The sequence below is a fragment of the Paenibacillus sp. J2R1T-4 genome (genome assembly GCF_059692235.1).
Genome location: NZ_JCAUBA010000007.1, coordinates 297,449 through 320,204, shown reverse-complemented (window position 1 = coordinate 320,204; position 22,756 = coordinate 297,449). Strand labels below are relative to the sequence as shown.

Below are 22,756 nucleotides of genomic sequence, written 5' to 3'. Positions count from 1 at the left end.
CTTTTTTCCTTGCTTGAATCAAAAAACAAACGGCACAGGGCTTTTCCCATGCCGTTTCGCTTTTCATTTTTATTCCCGGTTTTGTCTTGGAGTTTAACTTAATGACATTGCCCCCAGGCTCCCTTCAATTCCATATTTACCTTCTCGATCACATTACTATGCTCCTGCTGTTGTTTCCTTAACAATGGCAACAACGAGCTCTGCTGCTCCGACCAATTCCTTGATCGCAATTTGCTCCTTGGTCGTATGAATGTATTCATACCCAACTGCCAGATTCACGGTAGGGATGCCCATTCCATTGAACATATTGGCATCACTGCCGCCGCCCGTGTGGAAGGTAGAGCCTTTGCGGCCGATATTCTCGATAGCTTTCAAGGCAAGCTTGACCACAGGTGCAGTCTCATCATATTTGTAGCCTGGGTAAATAATGTCCGATTTGAACTCAGCCTTTGCACCCATTTCCTCTGCGGCCTCCAATGCCGCCTTCCGCATGGACTCGACTTGACGCTCCAGCTTTTCCGGAAGCAGACTTCTCACCTCAGCTTCAAGATCCACACGCTCACATACGATGTTCGTTGCGCCGCCGCCTGCAAAACGGCCGATGTTCGCTGTAGTTTCACTATCTATTCGTCCCAGCTTCATCTTGGAAATCGCCTTGCTTGCCACTTGGATCGCGCTAATGCCATCCTCAGGGTTGACCCCGGCATGAGCCGCTTTTCCAAAAAAAGTAATATGAATTTTAGCTTGAGAAGGCGCAGCTACTGCAATTTCACCAATATACCCGCTAGAATCGATAGCATATCCAAACTTAGCTTCAAGCTCCTTGGGGGGATTCGCCGCCATAGCTCGGGCTCCTAATAGCCCTGACTCTTCTCCCGCCGTTATAACGTATTGAATTGGGCCGTGATGAACATTATGCTCTTTCAATACATGGATGGATTCGATGATCGCCGCAATCCCTGCTTTGTCGTCGCTCCCCAGAATGGTTGTGCCATCGCTTCGTATGTAGCCGTCTGCATCTATTTGAGGTTTGATCCCGTTACCTGGAGTTACGGTGTCCATATGACAAGTGAAAAAGATCGTAGGAATCCCTTCACCGCCCGCTGAAGCTGGCAAAGTCAGGATCAAGTTCCCCGAACCGTGTCCAGTTACTCCTGCCGTGTCGTCTTCATACACCGATAATCCCAATGAAGCAAACTTTTCTTTGAGAAATCGGCTAATTTCCTGTTCATACTTGGTCTCACTGTCTATGCGGACTAGCTCGAGAAATTGCTCGACTAAACGATTTTGTTGGATCATAGCTCTTTCCTCCTGCACCTGAATTGGGTTACAATACATTTATAAAGCTTATCCCACCTATACAGTATGACCTGAATAAGGAGTTGAAAGCCGTTGTTTCAAAAATGGGTAGTACGCGCCATGGTTTACTTAATGCTGATTGCCATGTTATCTTCCGTTATTCTTTTTACAGTAGACATGATTCTTCAATAGAAAACAATTAGCTGCACCTTTTCTTGGTCTTAAGAAGGGTGCAGCCAATTTGTTGTCCAATCCTCAGGGAGCTCTCCCCTTCTTAATACAGCTTAGTATCCAACGAATACCCTTCCAAGTTCTCCTTCACACGCTGCAAGAACCTTCCGCATATGACTCCATCCAGAATCCGATGATCCAGCGATAGACACATATTCGCGATGGACCGCACCGCAATCATGTCTTGAATCACAACGGGCCTCTTTACAATCGATTCGAAAGTCAGATTAGCTGCTTGCGGATAATTAATTATCGGGTAAGACAGAATCGATCCGAACGATCCCGTATTATTGACCGTAATCGTCCCTCCCTGCACATCATCCAACATTAACTTACCCGCACGGGCTTTACGTGAAAGGACATCAATTTCCTTAGCAAGCCCTGCAATGTTCTTCTGATCCGCTTTCTTGATAACAGGCGAAATAACAGAATCCTCGGTGCCTACGGCAAGAGAGATATTAATGTCGCGTTTGACAATGATTTTATCAACAGCCCATATGGAATTCATAATTGGATAATCTTTGATTGCACTGACTACTGCCTTAACCACAAAAGCAAGATAAGTCAGGTTGACGCCTTCTTGCTTCATGAACTCATCCTTGACTTTATTTCGCAGTAATACGAGATTCGTCACATCGACTTCAATCATCGTCCATGCATGCGGTATTTCTACTACACTCTGACGCATTCTTGTAGCGATCGTATTACGAATTGGCGTAACATCAATGATGTACTCGTTGTTGCCGCTCTTGTGCTGTCCTTCTACTTCCACATTCGGTATGGACGGGCCTTCGCTAAGATGCAGACCCGTTGTCCGAACAGGCACAGGAACTCGCGACTTCTCCTCGTTAACAACAGCTGCAGATGACGCCGCGTTTCGGTTAGTCGTCGGTGCGAGTGCTGCAGGCACACCATGCTCGACTGCTTGCATCACGTCCTTGCGCGTAATGCGGCCTCCCATGCCCGTACCGTTCAATCGCGCAAGCTCAATGCCATGCTCCGCAGCCAACTGCTGCACGGCTGGCGAATAGCGGCTGCGCATAGAAGTGTCGGTGTGACCGGAAGCTCCGCTGTTGCTGTCTGATGAAGAATTAGCGCTATTCGCGGCTCCACTTGCAATTGAACTGTTGTTCACCGATGAACCATCCGCAGAACGGCCTGCATCCGAGCCAGTCTCAGCTACAATACATACAACCGCCCCTACAGGCAGAGTCTCGCCTTCCTGGGCAATGATTTCAATAAGTGTACCCTCAACCGTGGAAGGTAACTCAGCATTCACTTTATCTGTAATGAGCTCGCAGATCGGCTCGTACTGTTCAATCTTATCGCCTGGTTGCTTCAGCCACTTGCCTATTGTGGCCGATACAAGCGACTCCGCTAGTTGCGGAAGTCTGAGTTCTGTTCCGCCCGCTGTAGTCTTTTTCATGGATTCCTCACTTCCCAACTAGAATAAAGCAAGCTTCTTCATAGCTTCCTTCACTTTATCCTTGTTCAGCATGTAATGTTTCTCCAGCACTGGACTGATCGGCATGGCCGGCACGTCCGGGCTGCATAGCCGCATGATTGGAGCATCCAGCTCGAACAGCAACTCTTCTGCAATAATGGCCGACACTTCCGCGCCTACCCCGCCGGTTTTGTTGTCTTCGTGCAGCACGAGCACTTTGCCGGTCTTGGAGACTGACTTCAGAATTGCATCCTTATCTAACGGCTGCAAGGTACGCAGATCTAATACCAGGGCATCAATACCTTCCTTCTCTAGCTCGGCCGCTGCTTCCAGCGCAAAATGCACGGTTAAACCATATGTAATCACAGTCAAATCCGACCCATCTCGCTTCACATCCGCCTTGCCGATCGGTACGATATAGTCTTCTGAGGGGACCTCGCCCTCTATCGATTTGTAGCACTTCTTGTGTTCGAAATATAGCACCGGATCTGGGTCGCGAATGGCAGCCTTCAAAAGCCCCTTTGCGTCATATGGGGTGGAGGGCACCACGATCTTAAGTCCCGGTGTGCCGAAAAAAATGGACTCCGGGCATTGCGAATGATAAAGTCCTCCGAAAATACCGCCACCGATAGGCGCTCGCACTACTAGCGGACAAGACCAATCGTTATTCGAGCGATAGCGTATTTTGGCCGCCTCGCTGATAATCTGGTTCGTAGCTGGCAGCATAAAGTCAGAGTATTGCATCTCCGCAATAGGACGCATTCCATACATCGCGGCTCCGATGGCCACGCCAGCTATCGCCGATTCAGCAAGCGGTGTATCTAATACACGCTCCTCCCCGAACCGATCAAGCAATCCTTGTGTCGTGGTAAAAACGCCGCCCTTGTAGCCAACATCTTCTCCGAGCACGAATACTTGATCGTCCCGAGCCATCTCTTCGCCCATCGCTTCACGAATAGCGGTAATATAATTAATAACAGGCATCGATTACTCGCCCTCCTCTTCCGCATACACGTAACGGTACAGATCGTCAGGCTGAGGGCTAGGCGCTTTGTCGCCGTACTCTGTCGCCGCCTTAATCTCCTGTTGGATCTCTGCAACCATAGCGGCGTCTTGTTCCTCGCTCCATATTCCTGCTTCAATCAAATATTGCTTGTAACGAGGCAAGCCGTCTTGCTTCCAGTGCAGGTCCACTTCTTCTTTGGTCCTATAGGCCAGATCATTATCTGATGTGGAGTGAGGTGACAATCGATACATTAGCGCTTCTATTAAAGTTGGACCTTCACCGCTGACAGCACGGCTGCGAGCTTCCTTCACAACCCGGTATACTTCCAATACGTCGTTCCCGTCTACTTGAATACCCGGAAAACCATAACCAATCGCACGATCGGCAATTGTTCCGCTCACCTGCTTGTGAAGCGGCACCGAAATCGCGTATTGATTATTCTCACACATAAGAATAACCGGCAGCTTATGTACTCCGGCGAAATTGCATCCTTCATGGAAATCACCCTGATTGCTAGAGCCTTCTCCGAAGGTGACAAAGCTGACAAAATCCTTGCGGTTCATCTTAGCAGCCAATGCAAAACCTACAGCATGCGGCACCTGCGTTGTAACTGGACTGGATCCTGTAACGATGTTGTGCTTGCGGTGTCCGAAGTGACCCGGCATCTGTCTGCCTGCACTGTTCGGATCCTCTGCTTTGGCGAATATGGACAGCATCAAATCCTGTACCGTCATCCCAACGGACAATACGAATCCATAATCCCGATAATAGGGCAAGAAATAATCTTTCCCATGTTCCAGTGCGAATGCAGCACCTACTTGCGCCGCTTCCTGACCTATACCTGATACGTGAAAATTAATTTTACCTGAACGTTGCAGCAGCAATGCGCGCTCGTCAAATTTACGTGCGAGCAGCATCGTGCGGTACATCTCAATCGCTTGCTTGTCGGATAGCCCGAGCTGTCTATGTTTAGTTAATTGCCCAACGGACATGAGAGCAGCCTCCTTTGGTACCTGGTCTTAAGAGTTGACGCTATATATGTATTATAAACTCTTTCGTTTATGAATACAATTATACCACTTCCCCACAAAGTGACGTATTTCTTCGATGTTTATTCCGATTACTTTGTGGGGGCCCCCACACCTTTGTCCCCAAAAAGTGAAGTGAATGCTCTGGAGCATATTCCGATTACTTTTCGGGGGCCCCGACTACATCCTACAAAGTGAGGCGAAACTACATACTCAAGGAGCGTCCATCAACAGCAAGCATAGCCTCGCCAATAGCCTCGGACAACGTAGGGTGGGCATGGATCGTACGGCCAACCTCCCAATGAGCCGCATCCAGCAGTTGGGCGACAGCAGCTTCTCCAATGGAATCTGTAGCATGAGGTCCAATAATGTGTACCCCAAGCAAATCATCGGTCTTGGCATCGGCAACGACCTTCACGAATCCATCTGTCTCTCCGAGCACCACAGCTTTGCCTAGCGCCTTGAAAGAGAACTTGCCGATCTTGACCTCGAAGCCTTTGTCTCGAGCCTGCTTCTCGGTCCACCCGACAGAAGCGATTTCTGGGCGCCCATAGATACAACGAGGCACGAGATGTGCTCCATACACGGCAGAGCTTGGTTTGCCCAAACCAGCAGCAGCTCCTGCGGTCGCGCCCGAACCTGCTGCACCACTTACTCCGGCAATGTGCTCTGCTGCAAGGACGCCTTCATGGGCGGCAACGTGAGCTAGTTGCATGCCTCCATTCACATCGCCTATCGCATAAATATGTGATTCTGTTGTTTGCATCTGGTGATTGACTTTGATAAAACCGTTCTCGACCCGAACATCTGTGTTCTCAAACCCCATATTGCCCGTATTCCCTTGACGCCCTATCGAAACAAGAACCGCATCTGCCTCAAGCAACTCATCCTTCTCTTTAACCCGTACAGGCAGGGAAACCCCATGCTCCGACACCTCTGCTCGATCTGTATGTACACTGCTGCTCGTCAGCACCTTAATACCGCGCTTCTTGAACAACCGCTCCAGCTCACGCGAAACTTCCTCGTCTTCACTTGATACTAGATGTTGGCCCGCTTCCACGATGGTGACCTTAACGCCAAAGTCGCTTAGCATGGAAGCCCATTCTACTCCGATAACGCCGCCGCCGATAATAATAATGGACTGCGGAAGCTCAACCAATTCCAACGCTTCCTCACTGGTGAATATTCGTTTCCCATCCGGCTGCAAGCCTGAGAGCATCCGCGGACTTGAGCCTGTCGCCACGATTAGATTCGTTGACACCAGTGTCTCGGCTTCCCCGTCGGCGAGCTCCACTGCCACTGCCCCGCTGCGCGGTGAGAAGATAGAAGGCCCAATTACCCGGCCGTTGCCGATAATGAGATCAATTTTATTTTTTTTGATCAGAAACTGAAGTCCCTTGTATAGCTGCTCCACAACTGCCTGTTTGCGTTCCTGCACCTTGTCGAACCGCAGCGTCACGGACTCGGCTGCAATACCGAATTCTTCGCTTCGCTTCATCGTCCCGTACAATTCTGCGCTTCGCAGCAGCGCCTTGCTCGGAATACAACCGCGGTGCAGGCATGTGCCGCCCAGCTTGTCCTTTTCCACGATAGCGACGGTCTTACCTAACTGCGCAGCCCGAATAGCTGCCGAATAGCCGCCTATTCCTCCACCTAATATGACAACATCATATGTGCGAGTCATTCCTTAAGTCCTCCTCCTTGAGCTTGCCACACCCCAATCGGTGCCTGGTGCAATTACCTTGATCGTTTCTATTTTAACCCTAATCAGAGGCTGAAATATAGTGCGATTTTAGACATTAGACATCGAAAACGATTCAGGGTAAGATAATAGCGAGTTTCAATGACAGGGGAAATCTAGAAATGAGGAACAGACATGCAGGATAAAGTGAAACGATTTATAGCTGTTTTTTTGTTGATTATACCTGGATTTATGGCCACCTACGGCTTTTTAGCGATGAAAAATGCTTTCTTCGCACAATTCGGTCCAGAGGAGCTGGATCCGCATTTTATGTGGGGCAAGTTTATTTTGGGTCTGCTTTTATTTGCTCTTGGGGTTTCTTTTATAGGCGGCTGGATTTTGTTCCGGGATCGCAAACGCAACTACGTCGCTCCTCGTTTCAAGGAAAAACGCAAATAACGGCTTACGTCCGCCCTAAGCGGTCCAGCCAGCTTAACAAGCGGTGTGCATCAATCCATGTGGAAATCGAACGTTTCTCGGCGTAATTATGCAGTCCTAGCAAGACCAGTACCGCCGCCCCCTGCACCCATATTGGGGAACAGCCTATCAAGCCGAAGCCCGAAGCGAAACCGAGCACATTGGCTCCAGCATCCCCCAGCATATGACGGGCCTTCAGATCACCCGGAAGCAGCACTAGCGCCGCAACAACGGTAGGGAGAAGCAGCAAGAGGGACACCCATGCAGGCATGAGAACGGCTAGCCCGGCACATAGTAAGATAAACATTTTGATACTCCGTCCAGGCCTAAGGTCAAGCAGGTTGAACGCATTGGTCATCAGCAAGAGCAGCACTACCTGCAACAACCCGAGCCATATGGAAGCGGGCCCTGCAGCCGCCACCGCTATAATTGCAGCACAGCCTGTCCCTGCTGCTTTTAACCAGCCTGTTGTCAACGCTTTATCCGCCCTCCACTTGCGCCAATGTCCCTTCCAGCCTTTCACCGTGCGGTCTCCGACCGTGTCATCCAACCAACCTGCGACAAACACAATCGATACTGCTGCAAAATAAGGAGCATATTCCGCTTGAAACGCACTCGTAACTCCGGCCGCTGCTCCAAAGACCTCTAACAGCACCAGCTGCACAATATGCAACAGCCACACAAAACAGCCGAGCCCCGTTGGAATGTGAATTTGAGCATAGTTAGGAGCCGTCAGTTGGTGTTCGCGCATAAACCGAAGGAGAACCGGCAGAATAATAAGCCCTGTCGCAGCCAACACCGCCGTTAATACGGCCAACCCCATGTACTGAGGTACATTCCCCATGTCAAAGCCTGCACCAAGCCATGTGCCCTCCTCGGATGGCCAAGGAGCCCAGCTAGCTGCTGCTTCTGAAACATACTCGAGCCCGCTCCCTCCATGAACTCCTCCCTCTGCTCCTGAGTCCCCCAAAGTTACCATGATGATCCTTCTTCCTGCTAAGACTGTTTCGTTTATAATAACCTTCATCGAACTCCCCACTTGTGCACTAGCGTTCTTAGGACAGCGACAAACTGTCTTCCGCGATGGACAAAACCGCGCCAATCTCTACCTGTAGCACGATGTCTGAGCGGCAGCTCGACCTCCTCGATCCTGTAGCCCCTTCTCGCCGCATCAATCGTTAATCCCACTTCGATGCCGAAACCAGAAGCCAAGGGGCCGATTTGCTCGAGCAGCTCACGTCTGACTGCACGCTGTCCCGACAATGGCGCACTCGCCGCGTAACCGCACAGGCGGTAAATGCCTGCTGCCGCCAATCCCTTGACCAGCCCGAAGCCAGCAGGCTGCTCGGGCTTAGGGAAGCGGGCGATGGCCATGTCCGCCCGCCCTGCTGCAAGCGGCTCGAGCAGCCGCTCCAAGTGCACCGCGGACTCGCCGAGATCCGCGTCCGCGAACAGCAGCAAGCCACCGCTTGCGGCTTGCCAGCCCGTGCGCAGCGCAGCGCCTTTGCCGCTCCGCCGATTGTGGCGCAGCGCCAGATCGGCGGCTTGCTGCGCTACAGCGAACGTGCGGTCCGTGCTCCCATCGTCTACGACGATGAGCTGGACCCGCCTCCGCGGCGCCTGCGGGCCGCCGCCCTCCGCCATCTGTCGGAGAGCGTCAAGCGTGGCGCCAAGACGAGCTTCTTCATTCCAGGCCGGAATGATAACGGAAACCAAATCCACGTCCTTCATGACTTATCCCTCACCCTGCCAGGCATATGTAGGTAATCGGATCGCCGCTTGGCTGACCGCCGGCGAACAAGGGTATAATTTGCTGAATCCTTTGGCGTCAATCAGCTTATCTCCAATCTTCATCCGCACAAGCAGGGTGCTCGCCATTCCTTGACGTCCTTTTTGCAGGAAATCCGTTATATGCGTGTGAGCCCCAACGGAAATAATGACCTCGGCCTGCTGCTCATAAGCAAGGAGCATCGCCATATCTTCACTCGTACCGGGCGTGAACAGTTGATGAGCCGTCAATCCCAGCTGCCGAACCCGCTTCCATCCCGGGGCAAAGCCATTCGCATAGGCATGAACGATGAGCTCGGCCCCGCTGCTGCGCAGGCCTTGATCGGATATGCTGTCCATATCTCCTACTATACAATGAGGCCGATATCCCGCTGCCAGAAGCGCATCCGCTCCCCCATCCACCCCTATAAGCACCGGATTAGCACGATTGATATAGGTTTTCAAGCTGTGAAGATCCTCAACATACCCCGCTCCCCTGACGACAATGACGACGGGACGGCCTGCCATGCGGACGCGCAGCTTCGGAACGTCCAGCGGCTTCAGAATGAGTTCCTTCTCTTGATCCGCGTAAGCGAACGTATTGCCAATAAACCGCATACACGTTTCCAACCATCTATTGCACGACGTTCCATTCATTTCAAATAGGGTCTGCTCGGTTATCAGCCTGCATGGATACGGCTTTCCTTCGACCTCAACCGTATTCCCTCGGATGTGTACCGTCATCTCGTCTCGCAGAAATGAGAATACCGAATCCGGAATATCGTATACAGGTATATTCCGCTCAATCAGCGGTTTCACACCGTCATGGGGGAAAGAACCGGATATCGTCCGTGCTCCGTTCAATACCGCTTTCACACGAGCCTCTGCCAGTCCCTGAGCAGCGAGGTGATCCAAATCCTCATGATAAATAGCAGCAATGGAGCCTGTTGGAATCGTTTTTAGGAGCTCCTTCGTCCTCATGCCAACTCGAATCGTTCCGCTTAGTATTCCCTGTACTTCTTGCCGCATTGGACCCAAGCCCCCGTTCATTTTCCAGTTCAACGAATCCATGTCAAATCTGGACCCGCCGTTGGATCTAAGAGTTAGTATGGGAAATTTAAGGAACAACCATTCTGAAAACAAACAAAACCCTGCCCAATTGGACAAGGTCGTGTATTTTACACCTCAGTCGTATATGTTACGTTTCCGGTGTTGTTATTAACTGCTTGTGCTGGATAATACGGTGGTCCGTTGTAATAAGGCTGGTAGTAAGGATCGAGATAGTACGGATCATACAAGTAATAGGGCGAGTAGTAGTAGGGATAATAGCTGGACTGCAGCAAGAAAGGCAGCACCAACCACGGAAGCCAATTCGGTCTCGGACGCGGGAACCCGAACGCTCCGCCCAATCCACTTCCGACCCCTCCACCAAATGCCCCTCCGTATACTCCATGCGGAATATAAGGGGGTCTAACGGGACGAGTCAAGACCTGATCTGCCATTGTCAATCTCACCAATCCTTCGATTCAGATAGCATACATTAGCCTATGCCCAGACCTAGAATTGGTGATTCCTTACTATAAAAAAACAGATTTTCCCGCTTCGCTTAAAGCATCAGAGTCTATGAAATACGCCTCCGTCTTTTCTGCCTTCTCAAATGATGAACCAAGTAGAAATCCAACATTTGACTCAGTTCCAAAACGTTTGCGTCCAAAAAGCTTCCTTTTTCAACAGCCAAATTGACTAATTTAATTCTGAGTTCTTCAATATACTCCATCTCTGACATGGCTCGTTCATCTCTCCGTTCATAATCTCACACACAAATATCATTATAAAACGAACGAAGTGTAAAAGTATGTCATAATTTGTCTGCAACTTGTATCCAATTTGTGAACATTTTTTGAAACACAATCGATTTATATTGATGATTTCTATCATTTTCATATATTTCACTTTTAAATTGACATATAAGTTGGATCAATGTTAGTATCTATTAAAACATACTATTCCGATATGAATTAATACAAATTCGGTTGACTGGATAACCAGAGACACGACATTCCTTTTGTCGCGTCTCTTTTTGTTGTTCGTCGACACTCGGAGGAGTACCTTATACACAGGAGGTAAGCACATGTATAAAGTGATGATAGCCGATCAGGACCCTGTCGTCAGGCGGACACTCATGCAAGGGATACACATCCATTCACAATCATTCTCGGTTATCAGCGAAGTTGCGAGCATCACTGAAGCGATGCATATCATACAATCAGCTCCCCCTAGTCTTTTACTTGCAGATGTCCATAACATTGAGCTTGCGGAATACATTCGCGATCATTCTATTCCAACCGAATGGATCCTTCTCTGCGATGATGCATCTGTTCAATACGCTCACAGAGCTATTCGTCTGGGCGCTTCCGACATCCTGCAAAAACCAGTGCACAAAGCTTCGTTACATTCGGCTTTGCGGCTTGTGGAAGACAAGCTGCTCCGAGCGGAGCGCGATTTGCTCGAGGCCGCCCGATTCACAGCAGCCTGCCGGGAACTGGTGGGGAGATTGGTGAGACAGCTGTGGGTTGCTCATGAGCCGGGGGTCTACACCGAACTGATCGCTCTTCACGATCTGCTTCTTCAGCAGCAACAAGACCGTCAATCGTTCAGAGAATGGTTTTTGCGTGTCATGTCCCTGCTCAGTGCCGAAATTGAGGAGCTAAGCTCCAAGCAGCTTCAACTTTGGTCTTTTCCCAGGTTTACGATAATCCCTCAACCCGAACGAACCTACGAGCATTTATCGATGCTGCTGGGCGAGGTGTTGGAGGAAATTCGCCGTATGCGAAACTGGGGTGCTCGTCACAGGATGTTGCGGGCAGTCGACTATATCAATAAAGGGTACTCCAAAAAAAGTGTATCGATCAAAAGAGCCGCGAAGCTTGCCGGCATTACGCCAACCTATTTCAGCAAAGCGTTCAAGGAAGAAATGGGCGTGAACTTTACCCGTTATATTGCTGAATTGCGAATGCAAAAAGCGATTGATCTTTTGGATAATCCAAATACTAAAGTATACGAAGTGGCTTTTGCCGTCGGATATAGCGACTATGCGCATTTTGAGAAAATGTTCAAAAAGAACTATGGGTTCTCCCCTTCCGATTATCGGAACAAGCTCCAAATTATTTAATAATCCACACCCGCTCCGAGACATCCAATCGCAAATCGCTTCCCCTTCAAAAAACGAGCATAGCTGCTTAGCAGACTGCTCTGTTTTTATTTTTATTCCCTTTACCCTGCTGCCTCGCCCATTTTATACAAATGATTCATTTTCCAATAAATCCCCTTGCATAAAGAACATACGTTCGTAGTATAATATGAAATAAGAATATATGTTCGTATTTATGGCGGTGTTCTTATGAGTGTGAATCCAAGAGTGGAGACCGAAGAGGATATTCGGATTATCAAGAGGTACACCCTGCTCCCCCTTCTGTTAGATATGCTGGCAAGAGACATGGATCAATTGAGGCTGCATCAGGATAAAATTGTTTATCATCATGTCATTGCTTATCTGGAGGAGCTGCAGGCTTCCATCTTCCCTGAATTGCAGAGCTTGAAGAATCAGTTGAGACAAAGAGGGATTAGAATCCTGAAGACAGACACGAACACTCTCGGCATTGACGTGGAATACAAGGTCCGCGGTTACATCCATCATTTCGTTATGTTGAGAAGTTTGATTAAAGCAGAGCTCATGAACACCCTGAGGAATATGCGGAGGCGATAAGGATGACAGACAAGAGAGAAAGGACTATATTCCTGGCAGATTGCGAAAGTTTTTATGCGAGCGTAGAGAAAGCCGACCATCCAGAATGCATGAACAAGCCTGTTGCCGTCGCCGGTGATCCCGCACGCCGTTCGGGCATTATTCTGGCCGCCTGTCCGATTGCGAAGAGTTATGGGGTATCCACGGCCGAACGGTTAGGCACAGCCTTGGCCAAGTGTCCCGAGCTCGTTATTATGCGCCCCCGCATGCAGCATTATATTGATGTTTCCCTCATGATCACCCAAATTTACAAGGAGTATACCGATCTGGTGGAGGTATTCTCTATCGACGAGCAGTTCCTTGACGTGACCGGAAGCCTTCATCTCTATGGAGATCCTCTGACCATCGCGAAGTCGATTCAGCACAAGGTCCTGCAGCAGACAGGTGTGCGAGTGCGAATCGGGATAAGCTCCAACAAAATACTAGCCAAAATTGCAACGGACATATGGGCCAAAAAAAGTCAAAGCGGCTTTTTTACGTTACCTAAAGCGGAGATCGAGCCCTTACTCTGGGAGCAGCCCGTTAATAAAATGTTCGGTGTCGGCTCGCGGATGACTGCCCATTTCGCACGGCTCGGGATGTTTACGATAGGCCATATCGCCCGAACACCATTGCCCCACCTTCAGACCAAATTCCGGGCTCGCTTCGGGAAGCAGAGTGATATTCATGCCGAGGTTATCTGGAGGACGGCGAACGGAATCGATGAGTCTCCCGTTACCCCTCATACGTTTCGCACTGCGCCCAAATCGGTCGGCCATATGATGACTCTGCCGAGAGATTATATAGAGAACGCCGAGGTAGAGACCGTGCTGCTTGAGCTTACAGAAGAGGTGTGCCGAGACTGCCGCCGCAAAGGATATATGGGTTGGGTTGTTACTGTAAGCTGCATGTGCAGCCCTTACGACGATCCTACAGGCTTCTCGCGGCAGATGAAGATGCCGGACCCGACCCATAATACGAACGCCGTTTTTCGAGCAGCCAAGATGCTCTTTTATCGGTACTGGGATAAGATGCCCGTACGCCGTGTAGGGATCACACTCAGCAATCTTGTTGATGATCAGGGCTATCAATTGACGCTTTTTGAAGATCAGGTGAAGTCACGGCAGTTGGATAAGGCCACAGATCAGATCAAGGACCGTTATGGCAGCGCCGCTATTGTCAGAGCCTCCTCCTTAACTGCTTCAGGGCAAGCATTAGAGCGATCAAGGAAGATTGGGGGGCATTATAAATGACGAAGAAACTTGAAGGTAACGGCTTATGGGAGTCCAGCCGGATGATGCTTCCGCAGCACAAGGAGCAGTTGCTCCATATCCAGAGCGGAGCGTCGATTGTTGCAGAGCCTCCAACCAAGAGAGAAATCGAGGTGATGCGAGATTCCATCATCCTGCCTGTTGCGCTTACCATCGTCGAGAATAAACGGACAGAGATCGAACGATCCTCCCAGACGTTGAAAGGATTATACGCTGCCGCCGCTCACCTGTTGGCTAAGAACATCCAGGAGGATGTAATGAAATACAAGAAATTTCTGATCGACAGCAATATCCAAGTATTCGAGGACTCCAAGGACGACACGGAGCTGCATTATCGCTATACGTGCAGAGGCCGTGAGAATCGGTTCGTCATGACGAAGGACTTCATGCGAGCCGAGATCAGCGTCAGGATCGGCAGATATACCAAGAGCCTTATTGGCTCCCTGCAGGAGGCGGGCAAACCTCTGGATCGCGACAAAGCGCACAAAGGCGGATAACCAAAAAAGTTCCACCGAACAATGTTCGATGGAACTTCTTGGTTTATGTATAGGCCCGGAGGGGGTCGAACCCACAACCTACCGGTTAAGAGCCGGTTGCTCTGCCATTGAGCTACGGACCCGCGACAACAGAAATGATTGTATCACATAGCTCAATAGGCGGTCAAGCATAAATTTAGGGGTACTTACATCTTTACGTAGTCAGAATGCCGCACGAACCAATGCTCTGTTTCAGGATGGGCCGCAGCCTCTACACCATAAGGGGCATCCGTTTCCTCGAAATCGTACCAATCCAATACCGTAACAATTTGACCTATTTCAAACGGATGATCATTGCTGTTTCCTACGATTTTTATCGTCTCTCCTACTCTTGGAATACTCATTTTGATCTTCACTCCATGCATATTTATTGTTATCACTGCTACAGAATCAAGGAATCCATGTGCTCCTTCAATTGTACTATAGTCATGATAACTCAAAATCACAAGGGGTGTATTCAAGTTCATCGAAGATCATCCGGTTTCTCTGGAGCTCCTTAATAAGGTTGCCGGCACTCCGGCCATGACGCTGTATGCTGGAACATGATTAAGCACTACACTTCCCATTCCGATTAAACTGTATGCACCGATATTGACATTGCCCCGGATCGCACAGTTGGTACCCAAATAGCACGATTGCCCGACGGTTACATGACCGGATATACAAACGCCGCCGGTAATGCTGGTGTAGTCATGGATCACATTGTCATGGCTTATAATCGAGTTCGGCAATATCATAATATGATTTCCTATTACAACGTTCGAGGTAATGGTTACATTTTGAAATATAACTACTCCCTTTCCGAGCTTGGACATTTTGGACACGCTTGCTGTAGGATGGATGATCGTTTCAAATCGATCGAGAGGTATACCTGTACTAGAGATAATGCTCTCCTTCTTAGTGAACGTTTGTTGATTCGCCAATCCGTTGATAAACAAACAATCCTCATATTCCATAGCCGTATTTAAGGGTCCGAGTACTTTAGTATTATAAAATTCCTTTCCCCATGTTGCCTCATTATTCGAGAGAAATCCAATGCACTTATAAGTCGGTTTGATTTCGTTAATTTCGTTTATGGTGTCCAGTATATCTATACAGTTACCGCCTGCGCCTAAAATGATCACTTTTTTTGTCATGTAGGGTACCCCGTTTCTATGTTAATTAGAGTCGAAGCATTAACGAATATACGGTCTAAGCAGACCGGGGCGTCAAGGGAAAGATACTCGTATTGAATTCAATATAGTGAACGTATCCCCCGGTTTGACATCGACGTAAACGGGACTTCCGCCATCCAAAACGATGTTTTTATTCCCCAGTCCCCGACGTTTCGGCGCAGACGCCCAGTTATCGCTGTCCAACTTGATCAACGTCATATCAGCACGGAATCGGAATCGGTCCCCTTCCATTACAGGATCGAACATATAGTATGCTGACGGTTTCTCATAATCCGACGAGTCGATGAATGCGACCTGTCCTTCCAGAGACAAAGGGAAGTCATCGTAGGGAGAATCACATGCAACCTCAATAGTACGGCTGTCGATGTCCACGGCAGATACACGGCCTGTGAAGGACGGCGATTGCCGCTCGCTTCGGTAGGCTTCGGTGAATATCCTTGTATACCGAACCGCTTCAACCTTCGTCAACCGATTGTGCTGATAGCGGAGCAGAAGCAGCCTGGCGTCGGTTTCATACACCCTCCCCTGCGAATCGCGATAACTGATAAACTCCCCTTCGCCATAGACGCTGATTACAATATCCCGATGACCGTCGGCATAGTCAATTTCAAGCCCAGCCGATGTAAACTTCGACGGGTTCGTCCCACCGATAAGCTCCATCGGTTTGACACTGCGGAGGAACGGTGCGTGTTCGAATGGCTCCAGAACTGATACGAATGAAGCCGTGTGGTGGTCCGGATCGTCAGTTGCATCCCGCCAAAGCACGAAGGGCAGCCAGGGAGACTTGCCTTTTTCCGTGCCGCCTTTCTCGCCGAGACAGCAGATCAGCTCTCTCGTTCCCTCTGCGGGAACGGTATGGATTTTGAGGGCAGCCCCTGAGTATTGGAAAGTCCACGATACCGGCCGATCAACGGGAGCCCTTCTCCAGGCTTTCATCCACCCGTAACCGGGTTCGCTGTACAACGGCACATCTTCACCTGCGAGCGTTCCGCTCATCGGAATCCAATCCCGTTCCGCAATCCCGTCGAACTGAACCTGCTCGAACGGAATATCGATACCGATGGTGTTATAATCGAATGTTCTCCCCCCTGCCAAGTAGTTCAGATCGACCACATAGGCGTCCTCACCGTCCGGCGCCTTGATCACGCAGCACCACCGTTCGTCGTGTGTCCCGGGATAAGCGGTCGTATTGTCCATCCCGGACAGCTGGAGCCAATCTCCTTCGTAATGGCATTTCAGACGGGAGAACGACACCTCCTGATCTTTTCCGTCCACCACGACGACGGTGCAGGCAGCAGAATGGGCTTCCCACACTGGATATTTCGCGCTGACCCAGGAGTTCGGATAGTCTCCGACCCCTCCTAATAAATGATAGCCGTAAGCGCCGATCCATAATCCGAGCTTATCACCGTGCATGTGGCCAGCCGAGGGAGCGCCGTATAGAATGACGTGTTTGCAATTATGGTGATTCGTACCGGCCCGGAAAATGCTGATCTCCGAATCCTCCAGAAGGAAGGAAGGCTGAATATCGCTCTCCTTGCTTCGATACTCCTGATAGTCGTCCCACTCGGCTGCAGTCGCTAGCAGCAGTAAGCCGAATCTTTGCTGCTTCTTGTCTGTACGGTGCAGGGAGAACGAAGCAGAGCCGATCCGGTAATGTTCCAATTCGTCCGGATCGAACTGTGCCAGAACCGGGCCAAGCACATCCCGCAGCGATTTCATTCTTGCGAACGTAATCTCGAAGGCTGGACTATAAGCGAATTTGCCTTTACTGCGGTTTACCGGGATTGGTTCCGGATTGCCGATTCCTTTGACGTCCCCGAAGGATGGAGTCAAGTTACCCGATTTCAGCCGGACGAACAGGGAGATAACCGAAGTCAACCCATACTCGGGATCTTCAAACATGTCGATCCCTTCAGGAAAGTAAGTATCGTCCCGAAAGCGAAAGTTGTTGTTGGCCATCAAAGTCATTTGCTCGCAAATGATCTCCAGATAGAACATGGAATCGTACGAATATTTGCCGTCCCGGAAAAATAAATTACGCATTTTGGAACGGAGACTGTGTTTGCCTTCCCGCAGCACTCGATGCATCAATTTCCCGCTCTCCAGGAAACTCGCGACGATCAATTCCAGATAAATCCATCGGAGCGACCAGTCGGCCGATCGGGTTTTCTCGATCTCGCAGCTGAACAAGACGTGCGGAATCATCTCGTGAACAACCGCTTTCACATCAAACGGTTGGGTCCGCGGGTTGTGTTCCGCGTCCGGCTTCCGAGCGAAGAACGACTGCAGTTCAGGCTCCAGATCGTCTACCGTATCGTATACAAGGTCAAGCGCGTCAAAATAATTGCTGAGCCAATGGGATTCGCTGGTGGTTGGTTCGGCGATCTGTACCGTATCGTAGTAACCTGATCCGTACCATCCATTCATATAGGGCAGCAGTTCGGCGATTCGTCCTGCGATTATCAACGCTTTGTACGCATATTTGCGGTCTAGCGTCAATTGATAAGCGTAAGCCAGATTCGAGATAGCCCCGGCGTATTCAAGACCGCTAGCGTCAGGACAAACCCTGCGGTCATCCAACACTTCGCATCTCGGACTGCCGAGCAGCATGGATAGGATGAATAACCGATACGATGCGGTGAACATATACCGCACCCCCGGGTGCGGAAATCCCTCCGGCGCCACGAAGCCTTCTCCGTTATCCTGCAGCACCAGTTCTTCGCCAGTCGTCGGGTTCCGGAATGGAACTCCATTGTGCCACCACATACCGGACTCCGGGGCATACCACTGGTAAGGCTTTTCCAAACAAGCCTGATGGGCGTTCCGGTCCCCGCCTGACAGCGGATCGCCGAAGTGCACGGAAGGTGTGATAGCCCTGGGGTTGCCTACAGGAATAAGGTCGAATAACTCGTCGTCGCTTTTAGCTGCCCAATAATCCGCAATTTTCAGGATCGCTTCCTTCATACCTCGGCCCCATGGCGTACGCTCCGCCCGATCTCGTGCTCTCTCTACATCATTCCGATCGAGTCTGACCGTCAACCCGCGTCGTTTTGCCGACATATACGCGTAAAGCTCTTCAGGAACCTTCTTTTTCTCCCATCGGGTGAAATAGACGTCACTTTCTGATGCGGCCTTTTGTTGCCATTCCGCTATTTCATCAGGAGCAAGCCCCCGCGTCATCAGCAAATCTCCTGTTCCTTGCCCCGCTGCGGATTTATCGCCTTTGATGCCGGCCCATACAGCTACCATTTCTTGCTTGCCCCTACGGATCGTTCGAATGGCATTGAACGCGATCAATCGATTAAACACCGGCTCAAGGCGGAGCAGAGCAAACGGGAGACTCAGTCGAACCTGATGGAATCCTCCGTCCACTTGATGGTCATACTCGACCCCCATGGGCACGTCTGCCACTTCCAGCTCGTACAGATATTGTTCATATTTCAATCCGCCATCTTCCCCGATCCGGAACCGGAATGCATTGTGCGCTTTTCGGCGGGAACGGTCGGGATCGAACAGCAGGACGAGATCCCCGCTATCCTGCTCGGACAATGCCGCGTATCGGATGTCAATCGTTAATCGGTTATGCTCCGTATAAGCCAGGAAGTCAATCGGATGATCCGCCGCCTGCAGGATAAAGCTCTGGCTTCGAAACAGTGGATCGGACAGCTTGAAGCTCCCGGCTCTCTCCGTTTCATACCCGCTGTTCTTGTCGTGCACCAAATAAACCGGGTAAAGTTGCTGCTGCGTTCCAGACAATGCCGTCACTGGATGTATCCCCCTCGCCCTTTGAGTTATCTGGCCGTCCAGCCGTTATCGACGTACAGGTTCGTTCCTGTAATAAAGGACGATTGGTCTGATGCAAGAAACAACGCCGCGTTGGCGACGTCTTCCGGCTTACCGATTCTACCGGTAAAACACCGGGACAGCAGTTTTTCAACCTTTTCAGGATCGCGAAGGCTACTCTCGGACAATGGAGTTTCTATGATGCCGGGGCTGATACAATTAACCCGAATTTGATATTTGCCGTAATCCAGAGCCAGGTTTTTGGTCAACATATCCAAACCGCCTTTAGCTGCGTTATACGCCGGATGAGCGACAAACGCTACGGTTCCGCCAACGGAAGACGTATTGATAATGGAGCCTCCTCCGTCCTGCATCATTTCCTTGATCGCATATTTGCAGCATAGAAAAGGCCCTGTCAAGCTCGTATCTATTGTCTTTCGCCAATCCGCAAGTGGCATCTCGGTTGCCGGTAGGACGTTATACCATGTCGCATTATTGAATAAGACATCGATTTTTCCATAGCGCTGCTTGGTCTCCCTTACAAGCCGGATGACCTGGTCCTCTTGCGTGACGTCGGTTTGAATAAAAATCGCTTCCCCGCCTTCTTCCACGATGTCAGCGGCAACCGCATCTCCTTGTGCCGCATCGATTCCAGCTACCACGACGGTTGCGCCTTCTCGCGCGAACAAATAACAGCTCTCCCGTCCAATTCCAGAAGTACCTCCTGTAATGACAGCTACTTTACCTTTTAGCCTCAACTCTGGTCACCTGAACCTTCCCCATAATGGACCGGAATGACAATGTGAGATGCCTCGGCTAGCTCGAATTTATTCAAGCAGCCGTTCTTCTTATTATGCAATGAAAATTCCACCGGAATGGCGGAGGAATTGACAACGATGATTCGATCGGCCAACACGCTGAAGTCCAGGCAAACTCCTTCCGTGAATGACAGCTCGGCCTGATGCTCCCCGATCCAATAACCGCTTTGAAAAGCCGGCAGCATCCCGGACCATGTGAACCGATTGTTGTCCATTCGATTATTTCCCGGATACAGCGTAATCCTTGTGCCTGTTGAGAAACCGTCAAGCGTCTTGCTTGCTTGTACGGTTTGATTCGTATCGTTGAATTGAGCGTAGACTAAACAGTCCTCCGTTTCCAACACAACGAGCCTCTCCGTAGTACAGCACAAAAGAGTGGTTGATCGGGCGGAACGGACTGTCTCCTCGACTGTCTGATTAGGTATGGATACTACGATGAATGGCGGCAGCTGATCATTCTGTTGGAACTCCACGCGGCCACTATCATTTAAGATGAGAATATCTTCAAGGCCTTTCCACTTCGGATATTCATGTTGATTGACAACCTTCATTCCTTGAGAACCGAACAACAAATACCCCATCTCATTGTTTACGTTCAAATAGGGCTGTGCCGTGTATGTTTGGATCACATTCGGAGCTCCGCCGTAAAATCCTTCGAAACGATCGGATCCCTCTGGAAAATAAAGCGTCCAATGGCCGGGAGCCACATCAGGCAGGGCGGTATAACGCTCATTGCGGATGCCGATCATTCCGGTTTGTATGTCCTCGGCTAGACAGGATTGTATAGCCCTGAACTGTTCCACATAAACACTCCGTCCATCGGGCAACGAAACAAAAGCGATATCCTGCATCAATTTCCGGCCGACTCTTGCCGCGGATCCCACGGCCGCGAACCCGTCCGATGCGGGTTGGATATTGCACCGCTCCGTGTCGCGCATGTACGGAACGTTATCATCTGCGGGCTTTACGATGCCCGTATAATTCGTATAAAGCGGAGTGAAGCTCCATATCCCCTTCTCAGGGAGCGTTATCGCCATCACATGATTGCGCCAGCTAAAGCTGCTTATGTGGCTGTCCGTTCGATGTAAAATGAAACTTCCGTAAGGATAATGATAAACGCCCGATAAACGATGGAGCATTTCACTAGGATCGCTTGGTTCTGCTCCCGGCCCTCCGAAGGCATGCAGCAAATAACTGAGCAGCAAATTGTAGCCGGTCAGTCTTTCGAAATCCGCGACGGTCTGCATGGCGTTAAGTACATACTCCGATCCGTTTTCCTCCAAAAAACAGCCGTTGCGATTGCTTCTCTGGAGCTTTTCCACCTGCTCCAAAGCGCTTCGTTCGTTCAATGCGGCATCGCGATTTTCATGCACTACATTCAAAACCGCATTTGCGAGCAGAGCTTCATGCTGTACGTTGTAAAACCAGTCCTGGCCCTGGATCGGAACAACAAATCCGTCCCTTTGCGTGCATACTTTTATAACGCGATCATAGATTGCTTCGTTATTGTGAAGGGCGCTTGACAAAATATCACAGCCTCCTGCCAGCGCAGATACGACGTGCATCGACCGCAGACTGATTCCGGCTATCAAATAGACGGGATGAACAAAGCCGTGATTCTCCGTAGAATAGTCCGCATGCAGAGTAATGGTCCTCATAGGGGGGAGAGGAACTTCCTGCGTTCGCTTTGTTTGTGCGCTTAGGGTCGGCCCCTGGATGAAGCAGTCCCTAAAAGTCGTTACGGAATTGGCAGACCAACGCACAAAGCCTTGCTTCCATCGTTCATGGTTCGGATGCTCGGGGAACATATCCATCGCAGCGCTGATCCCCATGGCCGTCCAAGCGTTTTCTTCCTCTTGTGTATCATTATATGTACCGCTCTTAGGGATTTCGGCACACCAACGGTCCGCATATGAAGACGTTACAGATTGTACCAGCTCTTTCGTCTCATCATCCAAATCATCCCACAAGAAACGGGCGGCTAATGCGAATGCAGCTATGCTGCGACCGGTCTGGGTAGCGCGGAAAAAATCTTCGTCGTTCCGGCCCCATTTTTTCCCGCTGTAGAAAGGGTTTTTCCCCTCCACTCTTACGCAATCAACAGGACCCGTTTCATGTGTGAAGCCAAGATAGCGGATCCCTTTTATCGCTTTTTCCGCCAATTTACCTCGCGGGAGCCCTGTCGCTTCCGGATCGTAGTCGCCTATTTTGGAAAGAGCAGCAAAGATGGCTGCCGTATATGAGGTGTCCGTCCCATAAGCATAAGAACCGCTAAAAAAGTAACCGCAATCCGGCCTACCATTCCATTCGCTAAAATGCATGTCCGCATAAGGAACCCACTGCAGCAACATCTGATAATAACGCCTCGACCATTCGTTCTCAGAAGCCCTGTCAATCAGCATCGGTCTAATCTTCCAAATGTTCTTAGCCATGTTATCCCTCCCTGACAACCC

The 22,756-nt window shown here is 50.1% G+C and carries 21 protein-coding genes and 1 tRNA gene; 6 read left to right on the top strand and 16 right to left on the bottom strand.

Going from position 1 to position 22,756, the window contains the following annotated elements; translation table 11 throughout:
* Positions 1-156 precede the first annotated feature (156 nt).
* Positions 157-1,299 carry a M20/M25/M40 family metallo-hydrolase gene (locus AC58QD_RS14945; RefSeq protein ID WP_497334531.1) on the bottom strand — a complete coding sequence of 381 codons (1,143 nt, stop codon included), beginning with the start codon at positions 1,297-1,299 and terminating at the stop codon, positions 157-159.
* A gap of 93 nt (positions 1,300-1,392) precedes the next feature.
* Between AC58QD_RS14945 and AC58QD_RS14940 the strand changes: the two genes are divergently transcribed.
* Positions 1,393-1,491 (top strand): hypothetical protein, encoded by a 99-nt coding sequence (locus AC58QD_RS14940; RefSeq protein ID WP_497334529.1) that lies wholly within the window; start codon positions 1,393-1,395, stop codon positions 1,489-1,491.
* Positions 1,492-1,573: 82 nt separating this feature from the next.
* Here the strand turns inward: AC58QD_RS14940 and AC58QD_RS14935 are convergent, their stop codons facing one another.
* The 4 genes from AC58QD_RS14935 to lpdA form a co-directional block, all read right to left on the bottom strand.
* Positions 1,574-2,956 carry a dihydrolipoamide acetyltransferase family protein gene (locus tag AC58QD_RS14935; RefSeq protein WP_497334527.1) on the bottom strand — a complete coding sequence of 461 codons (1,383 nt, stop codon included), beginning with the start codon at positions 2,954-2,956 and terminating at the stop codon, positions 1,574-1,576.
* 18 nt (positions 2,957-2,974) lie between these two features.
* Positions 2,975-3,958, bottom strand: a complete 984-nt coding sequence (locus AC58QD_RS14930; RefSeq protein WP_497334525.1) for an alpha-ketoacid dehydrogenase subunit beta — start codon at positions 3,956-3,958, stop codon at positions 2,975-2,977.
* 3 nt (positions 3,959-3,961) lie between these two features.
* Positions 3,962-4,972, bottom strand: coding sequence for a thiamine pyrophosphate-dependent dehydrogenase E1 component subunit alpha (locus AC58QD_RS14925; RefSeq protein WP_497334523.1), 1,011 nt, complete (start codon positions 4,970-4,972; stop codon positions 3,962-3,964).
* A 241-nt stretch (positions 4,973-5,213) separates the two neighbouring features.
* The gene (gene lpdA, locus AC58QD_RS14920; RefSeq protein ID WP_497334521.1) at positions 5,214-6,692 is read right to left on the bottom strand and encodes a dihydrolipoyl dehydrogenase; all 1,479 of its coding nucleotides are present in this window, start codon (positions 6,690-6,692) and stop codon (positions 5,214-5,216) included.
* Between the two features lie 192 nt (positions 6,693-6,884).
* Between lpdA and AC58QD_RS14915 the strand changes: the two genes are divergently transcribed.
* Positions 6,885-7,148, top strand: coding sequence for a DUF2627 domain-containing protein (locus AC58QD_RS14915; RefSeq protein ID WP_497334519.1), 264 nt, complete (start codon positions 6,885-6,887; stop codon positions 7,146-7,148).
* Positions 7,149-7,152: 4 nt separating this feature from the next.
* On the opposite strand, the gene AC58QD_RS14910 is transcribed toward AC58QD_RS14915, so the two are convergent.
* The 5 genes from AC58QD_RS14910 to AC58QD_RS14890 all read right to left on the bottom strand — a co-directional run bounded on the left by AC58QD_RS14910 (position 7,153) and on the right by AC58QD_RS14890 (position 10,710).
* The gene (locus AC58QD_RS14910; RefSeq protein ID WP_497334517.1) at positions 7,153-8,145 is read right to left on the bottom strand and encodes a hypothetical protein; all 993 of its coding nucleotides are present in this window, start codon (positions 8,143-8,145) and stop codon (positions 7,153-7,155) included.
* Between the two features lie 44 nt (positions 8,146-8,189).
* Positions 8,190-8,897, bottom strand: a complete 708-nt coding sequence (locus AC58QD_RS14905; RefSeq protein ID WP_497334515.1) for a glycosyltransferase family 2 protein — start codon at positions 8,895-8,897, stop codon at positions 8,190-8,192.
* A 3-nt stretch (positions 8,898-8,900) separates the two neighbouring features.
* Positions 8,901-9,962: a putative cytokinetic ring protein SteA gene (steA, locus tag AC58QD_RS14900; RefSeq protein ID WP_497334513.1), complete on the bottom strand. Its 1,062-nt coding sequence runs from the start codon at positions 9,960-9,962 to the stop codon at positions 8,901-8,903.
* A 149-nt stretch (positions 9,963-10,111) separates the two neighbouring features.
* Complete coding sequence (locus tag AC58QD_RS14895) at positions 10,112-10,435, bottom strand: hypothetical protein (RefSeq protein ID WP_497334511.1); 324 nt, start codon at positions 10,433-10,435, stop codon at positions 10,112-10,114.
* 119 nt (positions 10,436-10,554) lie between these two features.
* Positions 10,555-10,710, bottom strand: coding sequence for an aspartyl-phosphate phosphatase Spo0E family protein (locus AC58QD_RS14890; RefSeq protein WP_497334549.1), 156 nt, complete (start codon positions 10,708-10,710; stop codon positions 10,555-10,557).
* Between the two features lie 354 nt (positions 10,711-11,064).
* Between AC58QD_RS14890 and AC58QD_RS14885 the strand changes: the two genes are divergently transcribed.
* The 4 genes from AC58QD_RS14885 (at position 11,065) to AC58QD_RS14870 (ending at position 14,485) form a co-directional block, all read left to right on the top strand.
* Positions 11,065-12,105: a response regulator transcription factor gene (locus AC58QD_RS14885; protein WP_497334509.1), complete on the top strand. Its 1,041-nt coding sequence runs from the start codon at positions 11,065-11,067 to the stop codon at positions 12,103-12,105.
* A gap of 228 nt (positions 12,106-12,333) precedes the next feature.
* Positions 12,334-12,699: a YhjD family protein gene (locus AC58QD_RS14880; protein WP_497334507.1), complete on the top strand. Its 366-nt coding sequence runs from the start codon at positions 12,334-12,336 to the stop codon at positions 12,697-12,699.
* Positions 12,700-12,701: 2 nt separating this feature from the next.
* Entirely contained in the window at positions 12,702-13,970 is a 1,269-nt protein-coding gene (locus AC58QD_RS14875; RefSeq protein ID WP_497334505.1) for a DNA polymerase IV, read from the top strand.
* Positions 13,967-14,485, top strand: a complete 519-nt coding sequence (locus AC58QD_RS14870; RefSeq protein ID WP_497334503.1) for a YhjD family protein — start codon at positions 13,967-13,969, stop codon at positions 14,483-14,485. The genes AC58QD_RS14875 and AC58QD_RS14870 overlap by 4 nt, the downstream gene beginning before the upstream one ends.
* A 50-nt stretch (positions 14,486-14,535) precedes the next feature.
* Here the strand turns inward: AC58QD_RS14870 and AC58QD_RS14865 are convergent.
* The 6 genes from AC58QD_RS14865 to AC58QD_RS14840 form a co-directional block, all read right to left on the bottom strand.
* Positions 14,536-14,607 (bottom strand) — tRNA-Lys (locus AC58QD_RS14865).
* A gap of 63 nt (positions 14,608-14,670) precedes the next feature.
* Positions 14,671-14,868 (bottom strand): hypothetical protein, encoded by a 198-nt coding sequence (locus tag AC58QD_RS14860; RefSeq protein ID WP_497334501.1) that lies wholly within the window; start codon positions 14,866-14,868, stop codon positions 14,671-14,673.
* Positions 14,869-14,997: 129 nt separating this feature from the next.
* Positions 14,998-15,660 (bottom strand): NeuD/PglB/VioB family sugar acetyltransferase, encoded by a 663-nt coding sequence (locus AC58QD_RS14855; RefSeq protein ID WP_497334499.1) that lies wholly within the window; start codon positions 15,658-15,660, stop codon positions 14,998-15,000.
* Positions 15,661-15,732: 72 nt separating this feature from the next.
* Positions 15,733-19,467, bottom strand: a complete 3,735-nt coding sequence (locus AC58QD_RS14850; protein ID WP_497334497.1) for a hypothetical protein — start codon at positions 19,465-19,467, stop codon at positions 15,733-15,735.
* 26 nt (positions 19,468-19,493) lie between these two features.
* Positions 19,494-20,243, bottom strand: a complete 750-nt coding sequence (locus AC58QD_RS14845; RefSeq protein ID WP_497334495.1) for an SDR family NAD(P)-dependent oxidoreductase — start codon at positions 20,241-20,243, stop codon at positions 19,494-19,496.
* Positions 20,240-22,735 carry a hypothetical protein gene (locus AC58QD_RS14840; protein WP_497334493.1) on the bottom strand — a complete coding sequence of 832 codons (2,496 nt, stop codon included), beginning with the start codon at positions 22,733-22,735 and terminating at the stop codon, positions 20,240-20,242. The genes AC58QD_RS14845 and AC58QD_RS14840 overlap by 4 nt, the downstream gene beginning before the upstream one ends.
* Positions 22,736-22,756: the final 21 nt, after the last annotated feature.

Excerpts from the sequence above, each read along its gene's own strand:
- AC58QD_RS14910 (WP_497334517.1), bottom strand. The coding sequence starts at position 8,145 with ATGGTAACTTTGGGGGACTCAGGAGCAGAGGGAGGAGTTCATGGAGGG.
- AC58QD_RS14935 (WP_497334527.1), bottom strand. The coding sequence starts at position 2,956 with ATGAAAAAGACTACAGCGGGCGGAACAGAACTCAGACTTCCGCAACTA.
- AC58QD_RS14840 (WP_497334493.1), bottom strand. The coding sequence starts at position 22,735 with ATGGCTAAGAACATTTGGAAGATTAGACCGATGCTGATTGACAGGGCT.
- AC58QD_RS14930 (WP_497334525.1), bottom strand. The coding sequence starts at position 3,958 with ATGCCTGTTATTAATTATATTACCGCTATTCGTGAAGCGATGGGCGAA.
- AC58QD_RS14895 (WP_497334511.1), bottom strand. The coding sequence starts at position 10,435 with ATGGCAGATCAGGTCTTGACTCGTCCCGTTAGACCCCCTTATATTCCG.
- AC58QD_RS14870 (WP_497334503.1), top strand. The coding sequence starts at position 13,967 with ATGACGAAGAAACTTGAAGGTAACGGCTTATGGGAGTCCAGCCGGATG.
- AC58QD_RS14915 (WP_497334519.1), top strand. The coding sequence starts at position 6,885 with ATGCAGGATAAAGTGAAACGATTTATAGCTGTTTTTTTGTTGATTATA.
- steA (WP_497334513.1), bottom strand. The coding sequence starts at position 9,962 with ATGCGGCAAGAAGTACAGGGAATACTAAGCGGAACGATTCGAGTTGGC.
- AC58QD_RS14875 (WP_497334505.1), top strand. The coding sequence starts at position 12,702 with ATGACAGACAAGAGAGAAAGGACTATATTCCTGGCAGATTGCGAAAGT.
- AC58QD_RS14855 (WP_497334499.1), bottom strand. The coding sequence starts at position 15,660 with ATGACAAAAAAAGTGATCATTTTAGGCGCAGGCGGTAACTGTATAGAT.
- AC58QD_RS14905 (WP_497334515.1), bottom strand. The coding sequence starts at position 8,897 with ATGAAGGACGTGGATTTGGTTTCCGTTATCATTCCGGCCTGGAATGAA.
- AC58QD_RS14860 (WP_497334501.1), bottom strand. The coding sequence starts at position 14,868 with ATGAGTATTCCAAGAGTAGGAGAGACGATAAAAATCGTAGGAAACAGC.
- AC58QD_RS14890 (WP_497334549.1), bottom strand. The coding sequence starts at position 10,710 with ATGGAGTATATTGAAGAACTCAGAATTAAATTAGTCAATTTGGCTGTT.
- AC58QD_RS14945 (WP_497334531.1), bottom strand. The coding sequence starts at position 1,299 with ATGATCCAACAAAATCGTTTAGTCGAGCAATTTCTCGAGCTAGTCCGC.
- AC58QD_RS14885 (WP_497334509.1), top strand. The coding sequence starts at position 11,065 with ATGTATAAAGTGATGATAGCCGATCAGGACCCTGTCGTCAGGCGGACA.
- AC58QD_RS14925 (WP_497334523.1), bottom strand. The coding sequence starts at position 4,972 with ATGTCCGTTGGGCAATTAACTAAACATAGACAGCTCGGGCTATCCGAC.
- lpdA (WP_497334521.1), bottom strand. The coding sequence starts at position 6,692 with ATGACTCGCACATATGATGTTGTCATATTAGGTGGAGGAATAGGCGGC.
- AC58QD_RS14880 (WP_497334507.1), top strand. The coding sequence starts at position 12,334 with ATGAGTGTGAATCCAAGAGTGGAGACCGAAGAGGATATTCGGATTATC.